General features: G+C 69.0%; 6 protein-coding genes and 1 pseudogene. All 7 read right to left on the bottom strand.

From position 1 onward, the window contains the following. Positions 1–91 precede the first annotated feature (91 nt). Positions 92–1,706: pseudogene (locus tag ABE459_RS20840) on the bottom strand (gamma-glutamyltransferase family protein). Then, the gene (locus ABE459_RS20835; protein WP_011531711.1) at positions 1,706–1,957 is read right to left on the bottom strand and encodes a YfhL family 4Fe-4S dicluster ferredoxin; all 252 of its coding nucleotides are present in this window, start codon (positions 1,955–1,957) and stop codon (positions 1,706–1,708) included. The pseudogene ABE459_RS20840 and the gene ABE459_RS20835 overlap by 1 nt, the downstream one beginning before the upstream one ends. A gap of 119 nt (positions 1,958–2,076) precedes the next feature. After that, positions 2,077–2,556, bottom strand: a complete 480-nt coding sequence (coaD, locus tag ABE459_RS20830) for a pantetheine-phosphate adenylyltransferase (protein ID WP_110996032.1) — start codon at positions 2,554–2,556, stop codon at positions 2,077–2,079. A gap of 111 nt (positions 2,557–2,667) precedes the next feature. Further along, positions 2,668–4,266 (bottom strand): GMC family oxidoreductase, encoded by a 1,599-nt coding sequence (locus ABE459_RS20825; protein WP_323830798.1) that lies wholly within the window; start codon positions 4,264–4,266, stop codon positions 2,668–2,670. A gap of 143 nt (positions 4,267–4,409) precedes the next feature. Further along, on the bottom strand, positions 4,410–5,708 hold the full coding sequence (locus tag ABE459_RS20820; protein WP_323830980.1) for an FAD-dependent monooxygenase: 1,299 nt from the start codon (positions 5,706–5,708) through the stop codon (positions 4,410–4,412). Continuing rightward, on the bottom strand, positions 5,701–6,378 hold the full coding sequence (locus tag ABE459_RS20815) for a S8 family serine peptidase (protein ID WP_323830979.1): 678 nt from the start codon (positions 6,376–6,378) through the stop codon (positions 5,701–5,703). Before ABE459_RS20815 ends, ABE459_RS20820 begins: the two co-directional genes overlap by 8 nt. Further along, complete coding sequence (locus ABE459_RS20810; protein WP_125464202.1) at positions 6,368–8,095, bottom strand: ABC transporter ATP-binding protein; 1,728 nt, start codon at positions 8,093–8,095, stop codon at positions 6,368–6,370. Before ABE459_RS20810 ends, ABE459_RS20815 begins: the two co-directional genes overlap by 11 nt. Between the last annotated feature and the right edge of the window lie 2 nt (positions 8,096–8,097).

The following is an 8,097-nucleotide window of genomic DNA, read 5'->3' as shown; positions in this document are numbered from 1 at the left end:
GTTGGCGTTGGCCCTTCGCGGGGGCAACCCCCTTTCCCTGCTGGCGGGGGTGGATCGGGGGGTCGGGGGTGTCCCCCGCGATAGGGCCGGATCAGTCGACTACCGCCGCCTGCCCCACACCCCTGGGATCACTGGCCGCCTCCACGGTCCCGCCAGCCTTGTCCCAATACAGCACCTGCTGGTTGCCGTAGTTACGCCCCACATCCTTCAACCGATAGCCGCGCGCCTGCAGCTCGGCTTTTTGTGCGTCGCTGAACGTCCCCGGCTCATGCTCCACCACATCCGGCAGGTACTGGTGGTGGTAGCGTGGCGTCGCCGGCCACTCAGCCACTGGTCGGCCTTCCAGGAAACCCAGCACTGACAGCAGCACCATGCTCGGGATCCGGCTGCCGCCGGGCGTGCCGAAGCTGGCGAACTGGCTTGGGCTTTCGATGAAGGTCGGGCTCATGCTCGACAGCGGCCGCTTGCCCGCCGCCACGGCATTGGCCTGGCTGCCAGCCAGGCCGTAGCTGTTGCTGCCGCTGGGGTCGGCGGCGAAATCGTCCATCTCGTTGTTCAGCACCACGCCCGTGCCGGGCACGCTGAACGCCGCGCCGAACGGCAGGTTGACCGACAGTGTGGCGGACACCGCGTTGCCGTCGGCGTCGATCACCGCGAAGTGGGTGGTGTGGTCGCCTTCCCGCCAGGCCGGTGACGGCGGCAGGGCGCTGCTGGGAGTGGCCTGGCGCACGTCGATGCTGTCGGCCAGGCCAGTGAGGTAGTGGCGCGCCAACAGGCGGTTGATGGGGTTGGCGACGTAGTCCGGGTCGCCCAGCAGGCCACGGTCGCGATACGCCCGGCGCAGCACCTCGATCACGTAGTGGCTGCGCTGTACCGGCTCGGCGCTCTGCCAGGGCAGGCGCTGCAGCATCGCCAGGCTCTGGGCCAGGGCCACGCCGCCGGCGGACGGCGGCGGGCTACTGATCAGTTCGCGCTGTTCGGCCAGCCGATAGCGCAGCGGCTCGCGCCAGGCGCTGCGCGGTGGGGCCACGGTAGAAGCCGTCGCGGCCATGCTCGGCGAGGGCTTGCAGGGTGGCGGCCAGCTCCGGCTGGCGGATCACCGTGCCCAGGGCCGGTACGTCATTGGCGCTGAGGAACAGCCGGGCGCTTTCAGGGTCGTCACGCAGTGCCGCCAGGCGCATGGTGGCACGGTCGCGGTAGATGCGGTCGACGGCAAAGCCCTGGTTGGCCAGGCGGATTGCCGGGGCCAGGCTGTCCTTGAGCGGCAGTTTGCCGTGGCTGGCGGCGAGGTCGGCCAGGGCCTGGGGCAGGCCGGGAATGGCCGCCGCCAGCGGGCCGTTGATCGACAGGCCGGGCTGGACCTTGCCGTCCTTGAGGTACATGTCTGCGCGGGCGGCGGCAGGTGCGCGCTCACGGGCGTCGAGGAAGGCGTAGCGTGGGGTGGCCGCTTGTTCGCGCAGCAGGAAGAAACCACCGCCGCCGAGGCCCGAGCCGTAGGGCTCGACCACTGCCAGTGCGGCACCGATGGCCACGGCGGCATCGAAGGCGTTGCCGCCCTGTTCGAGCACCTGCCGGGCGGCGGCGGTGGCTTCGGCATGCGGGCTGGCGATGGCGGCGCGGCTCGGGCCGTCGGCCTGGGCTGCCGTGGCCAGCAGCGCCAGGGCGGCGCCAAGCGCGGCGCGGCGTATCGCGGCGACGAACGGCATCAGGCCTTGCCGGTGATCCGGCGGTATTTGGCCATCAGCTCGTCTTCGGTTTCCGGGTGGGCTTCATCCAGCGGGATGCAGTCGACCGGGCAGACTTGCTGGCATTGCGGCTCGTCGTAGTGGCCCACGCACTGGGTGCACAGGTTCGGGTCGATCACGTAGATCTCCTCGCCTTGCGAGATGGCAGCGTTCGGGCACTCGGGTTCGCAGACGTCGCAGTTGATGCAATCGTCGGTGATGATCAGGGACATGGGGACTCCGGCCGGGGCGTCGGGCCCGGGCATGTTTCAATGCGATAGGCGCAATTGTGCCGGATTCGCGCCCGCAGTGCACGCGGGCGCGTCAGCGGGACGCGCCCCGGGCACACAGGTTACTTGCGAAAGCGCTCGGTCAGCGCGTCGGCCACCGCCGGGTGGACGAACTTGGTGATATCACCGCCCAACGCGGCGATTTCCCGGACCAGCGTCGAGGAAATGAACGAATAACGCTCGGAAGGCGTGAGGAACAGGCTCTCGACGTCCGGCGCCAGCTGGCGGTTCATGTTGGCCAGCTGGAACTCGTATTCGAAATCCGAGACCGCGCGCAGGCCACGCAGGAACACATTGGCGTTCTGCTCCTTGGCGAAATGCGCCAGCAGCGAGGAGAAGCCGATGACTTCGACATTGGGCAGGTGCTTGGTGACCTCGCGGGCCAGCTCCACCCGTTGCTCCAGCGGGAACAGTGGGTTTTTCTTCGGGCTGGCGGCCACGGCGATGATCACGTGATCGAACAGCCGCGAGGCACGCTCGACCAGGTCGCCATGGCCTTTGGTAATGGGGTCGAAAGTACCCGGGTACAACACTCGGTTCATCGCGTCATCCTGGCTGGAGTGCGTTGGGGAGTCGGATGGTAGCGCAGCGATTGCGCCCGGCCAAGTCGCGCGGCCGGCTGATGGCACTATAGACAGGGCGTGCAGGGCCTGTCATGCCCCCTGTGCCAGGCGCCCGACCAGTGCTTCGCTGAGCCGCGCAGCCAGGGCGTACACCGACAGCTGCGGGTTGGCGCCGATGCTGGTGGGGAACAGCGAGCCGTCGTGGATCGACAGGTTTTCCAGCTGATGATGCCGGCCCAGGCTGTCGCATACCGCCTGGCGCGGATCTTCGCCCAGGGCGCAGCCGCCCATGACGTGGGCGCTGCCCAGGCGCATGCGGAACAGTTCCAGGGGCAGGCCGTCGATCATCGCGGCCGCTTGCGCGGGGTTGTCGACGTAGCGGGCATCGCCATGCACGGGCATCACCTGGCGGGCCCCGGCGGCGAACTGGATCTGCGCCATGCTGTGCCAGGCCCGGCGCAGCCCGTCGCGCAGGTAGTCGGTGACGGGGTAGTCGAGTACCGGCGAGCCATCGCCGCGCAGTTGCACCTGGCCGCCCGGGCTGTCCGGGTGGAAACCGTCGCGCAGCAGCGCCAGCATCACATGGGTGTGCGGCAGCTCGGCCATGCGCAGTGCGTTGTCCTGGCCGTGGCCCCCGAGCAGGGTGCTGGCCAGGGCCGGGTGCAGCGGCGGCACCTCGAGTTTGTAGCCGATCGGCCCGTCGACGCCGCCCTGCCATTGGAACTGGTCGCTGTAGATCGACTGCGGCGCGCCATAGTACGGGTCGATCCTGTCGGCGAACTGCGCGGCGCTGAAGTTGACCAGGTGCAGGAAGGTGCGCTTGCCCAGGCGCTGGTGCGGGTCGGGGGCCTCGGAGCGCAGCAGCAGGGCCGGGCTGTTGATGCCGCCACCGGCCAGCACGTAATGACGGGCGCGCACCTGGATCTGCCGGCCGGTCGGGTGCACGCCGCGGGCATCCAGGGCCTGGCACAGCAGGTGGTCGATCCGTTGGCCGTCGTGGCTGAAGCGCTCGGCGCGGGCCAGGTAGAGCAGCGTGCCGCCCTTTTCCAGCAGGGCCGGGATGCTGGTGACCAGCATCGACTGCTTGGCATTGACCGGGCAGCCCATGCCGCAGTAACCCAGGTTCCAGCAGCCGCGCACGTTGCGCGGGATCACCGCCCAGCGGTGGCCAAGTACCTCGCAACCGCGGCGCAGCACGTCGTTGTTGGCGTTGGGTGGCAGCGCCCAGGGGGTGATGCCCAGGCGCTGCTCCATGCGTTCGAACCAGGGCGCCAGGGTGGCGCTGTCCAGGCCTTTGACGGCGTGCTCCTGGGCCCAGTGTTCCAGGGTTTGCGGCGGGGTGCGAAAGCTCGAGGTCCAGTTGACCAGGGTGGTGCCGCCTACCGCGCGGCCCTGGAGGATGGTGATGGCGCCCTCTTTGCTCAGCCGGCCCAGGCCTTCCTGGTAGAGCTCGGCGTAGGCTTCGTGCTCCAGCAGGTGGAAGTCGCTGCTGGTCTTCAGCGGCCCTTCCTCGATCAGCAGCACGTTCAGGCCGGCGGCACTCAGCGCCTCGGCCGTGGTGGCGCCGCCGGCGCCGCTGCCGATCACGGCGACGTCGGCTTCGAAGGTCAGGTCCTGCTCCAGGCGCGAGGCATCGTGGGTGATCCAGCCTCGTTCGAGGCCTTGGCGAAACGGGTCGGGGACGGGCATGGCGTGGCCTTTGTTGTTGGGTTTGGCACAGCTGGGGCCGCTTTGCGGCCCTATCGCGACACAAGGCCGCTCCTACAGGAGACCGCGAACACTTGTAGGAGCGGCCTTGTGTCGCGATAGGGCTGCGCAGCAGCCCCAGAATCTCAAGAGCATCCCTGTTCCTGCAGCCACCGCCGCACCATCATCTGCTGCTGTTCGGGCCGATCGCGCAACAACGCCTGCAGCGACTGCCCCGCCTGCACCCCACGGACCACAGGCGCCAATTCAACCCCTTGCAGGTGCCACACCCCCAACGGCTGGTCTGCCGTCACCACCACCTCGGCCTCCTCCACGAAGCCATCACGCAACACCGGCCGACGTTCCACCGTCACCGCGCTCCAGGCGGCCTGGGCATGGATCGGCTGCGCATCCGGCCACTTGCGGCGCGCAGCCCAGAACGCGCCCGACGCTCTTGCCTGCTCCTGAGCGTAGAAATCCCGGCCAATGCGGGCAAAGCGCAGGAACAGTTGCTCGATACGCTCCTGATGGAATCGTTGCGCCAGCGCGGCGCTCTCAGGCCGCCGCAACAAGGTGTTGATCACCACCGGCGCCTGCAACGCCGACGACAACGACTGGAAAATCCCATTGCCCGAAAGCGGGTCTACCGCCATCGCCGCATCCCCCACCCGCAGCCAATCGTCGCCTGCGCAACTGCCGGCCAGGATCGCCGTGCTGCTGCGGGCATGCACCTGCGCGGGGGCGAAGGCCTGTTGATCGAAGATTGCCCGTACCTGCGCCGAAGTACGCCGGCGCTCGGCGCAATACGCCGCCAGCTGTGCCTTGCCCGGCAGGCTGGCCGTACCTGCATCCAATGTCACTTGCCAGTAGCAACGGCCATCGTCCAGCCGCGCCATCCACGCCCAGCCATCGTCCAGGCTCTCCACGGCCGAGGCCGCTGCCCCTGGCGTGCCCTGCCAGAGGTTAAGCAGGCTGACGGTCTCCGGCCCGCGCAGGCGCCCTTCGGCCAGCGGCGCCTGGCGGCCACGGGCCTCGACCAGAAAGTCGCCATGCACCACCTGGCCATCGTCCAGGCGCACCCGATGGCCGGCATCGCGCAGCACCTCGCGCACCCGGCCTTCGATCAACTCGACCCCGGCCCGACGCAGGTCGTCACGCAAGGCCCGGTCGAAACGCTGGCGATCGAGCAAGCACTCCTGGTTCAGGCGCAGCTGTTCACCATTCCAGTGCACCTGCCGTTCAGCGGGGGTGGTGGCCTGCGCGAGTGCTGCCCCAAGCCCGGCATGCTGCAACCCGTCGAGCACGCGCTGGGAAACCCCTTCGATGGCGGCGAAGCGGCGCCAGTCGCTGACCACGGTCACGGCATAACCCAGGCGTCGCAGCCCCAGGGCCGTGGCGGCGCCGGCAGGGCCCGCGCCGAGTACCACAATGCGCGCGTCAGCCATCAGCCTGCCCCTTGCGCTCCGGGCCGGTGAACGCCGCGTGGTGCTTGAACCAGTGGACCAACGCCAGGTGTTCCAGCTCGGGCCGGTTGCGCAATACGCCAGCAACCAGGCCGCTGAACGCGCCACAGGCAAGGCTGGCACCCGCCCCGCCGGTGGTGCCGACATGGGCGCCGAAATCGGCCTGGGCGGTTCCCAGCCATGACCATTCACCCGGCGCGCAGCGGGCATCACCCGTTACCCGAATCACCCCTGGGTAGCTTGCCGGATACACCGGTTCGCCCCGCGCCGGGCTTGAGGCACACAGCAGCACCCCGGCGGCCTGGGCTTCGGCGCAGGCCTGGCGCAGCACCGGGCGGTCCTGGTGCAGGCCCAGGCTGAGGTTGATCACCGCGGCGCCCTGCTCCACCAGCCACAGCAGCGCGGCGGCCACTTGCAGGGCGCTGGTACTCCATTGACGGTCGAACACCTGGGCCAGCAGCAGCGGCATGGCACCGGCCTCAGCGCAAATACGCTCGAGCACGGCGCTGCCATGGCCAAGGGCATCGGGCAGCGCTTCGCCTTCCTGCAACACGCCGTCGGCCAGCCAGAAGCGCCGGGCATCGAGCAGCATGGTGGCCTGCCTGGGCGAGCAGCCGCTGTCGATCAGGCCAACGCGCAGTTCACTGGTCATGCCCGGCCGGCTCCTTGCTGCGCAGCAGGCCGTCGCTCAAGTGCAGGTGCACATCGGCATCGGCCAAGGTCGAGGCGCGGTGGCTGATCAAAATGCGCGTGCGCCCGGCAAACAACTGGTCGATGGCAGCGATCACTTCGCGCTCGGTGGCTTCGTCCACCGCCGAGGTGGCTTCGTCGAGTACCAGGATCGCCGGTTGCTGCAGCAGCGCCCGAGCGATGGCGATGCGTTGCTTCTGGCCACCGGACAGCTGCTGGCCACGCTCGCCGAGCATCCCGTCCAGGCCCAGCGGCAGGCTGCCGACCAAGCTGTCCAGGCGGGTCAGGCGCACCACTGCTTCGAGCTGTTCACGGGTTGCTTCGGGCGTGCTGTAGGCGAGGTTCTGCGCCAGGGTGCCACGAAACAGCACGATGTCCTGGCTGACCACCGCGATGCGCCGGCGCAAGGCCTGCAAGTCGAGTTGGCGCAAGTCGATGCCGTCGAGCAGGATGCGCCCGGCATCGGGGTCGTAGAACCGCTGCAGCAGGTCGATCAGGGTCGATTTGCCGACGCCCGAGGCGCCGCTGATGGCGACCTTGAGCCCGCCCGGCAGGCTGGCATCGACGCCGCGCAGCACGCCGCCCTGGCGCTCATCGTGGGCAAAGTGCACCGCCTCCAGGCGCAGTTCGCCGGGCCCGTCGGCGATGGGCAGCGGCGCTTCGGCAGGCTGAACCGCGACCGGCTCACGCTTGAGTTCCATCACCCGCCCCAGGCTCACGGCCATGCGCTGCACCGCCACGTACAGCCCCAGCAGGCTCTGCACTGGCCCGACGGCCATGCCCAGGTACGTGGAAAACGCGATCAGTGCGCCGAGCTGCCAGGTACCTTGGATCACCCACCAGCCGCCGACCAGGAAGGCGCAGGCACGGCACCACGAGGTCAGGGTGCCGGGCACCGCCTGGGTGAAGAATTCGGTGAGCTGTACCTTCAGCAACTGGCTCATGTAGCCCTGCCCCAGGCCTTCCAGGCGCTCGGCCTCGCGGCGCTGCTGGCCGGCGGCCTGGATGAACTTCATCGCCGGCAGTGTTTCGACCAGGAACGACGACACGTCCGCCGAGCGCTCGCGCAGGCTGCGCACCTCGCGCTCCACCTTACGGCGCATCCAGCGCAGCCACAGCACTTCGAGCGGGATGAGCAGCGCCAGCAGCAACGACAGTTGCCAGGACAGCAGCAACATCAGAGCCAGCGCGCCGACCAGGCCGATCACCGCCGACACCGCCGAGAACAGCGAGTCCACGGCAAAGCGCTGGATCTCGGCGACGTCACCGTCCAGCCGCGAAAGGATATCGCCGGTGCGCCGCCGTCCGTAGAAGGTCGGCGACAGCTGCTGCAGATGCCGGTACAGGTCATCGCGCAGGGCGAACAGGATGCGCCCGGACAGCCGCGTGTGCAGGTAGCGGTTCACCCCCGCCAGCACGGTGCCGAGCAGGCCGGCGCCGATCATGATCGCGGCCATGTGCCAGAGGGTCTGGTAATCCTTGGCCAGCAGGCCCTCGTCGATCAGGGTCTTGACCAGCCAGGGTTGCGCCAGGGCCAGCAACGAAGCGCCCAGCGACAACCCCAGCAATACGCCGATGGCGCGCCGTTGCGGGCGCACGAAACCGTACAGCCAGGCCAGGGCCTGGCGCATCAGCAGGGGGTCACTCGATTCGATCAAGCGTGAGAACAGTCCGCCCATGG

The sequence above is a fragment of the Pseudomonas sp. TWI923 genome, assembly GCF_039673365.1.
Lineage (GTDB): Bacteria > Pseudomonadota > Gammaproteobacteria > Pseudomonadales > Pseudomonadaceae > Aquipseudomonas > Aquipseudomonas sichuanensis.
Note: the sequence above shows the minus strand (reverse complement) of the source record. Positions and strands in the feature narration are given on the sequence as shown.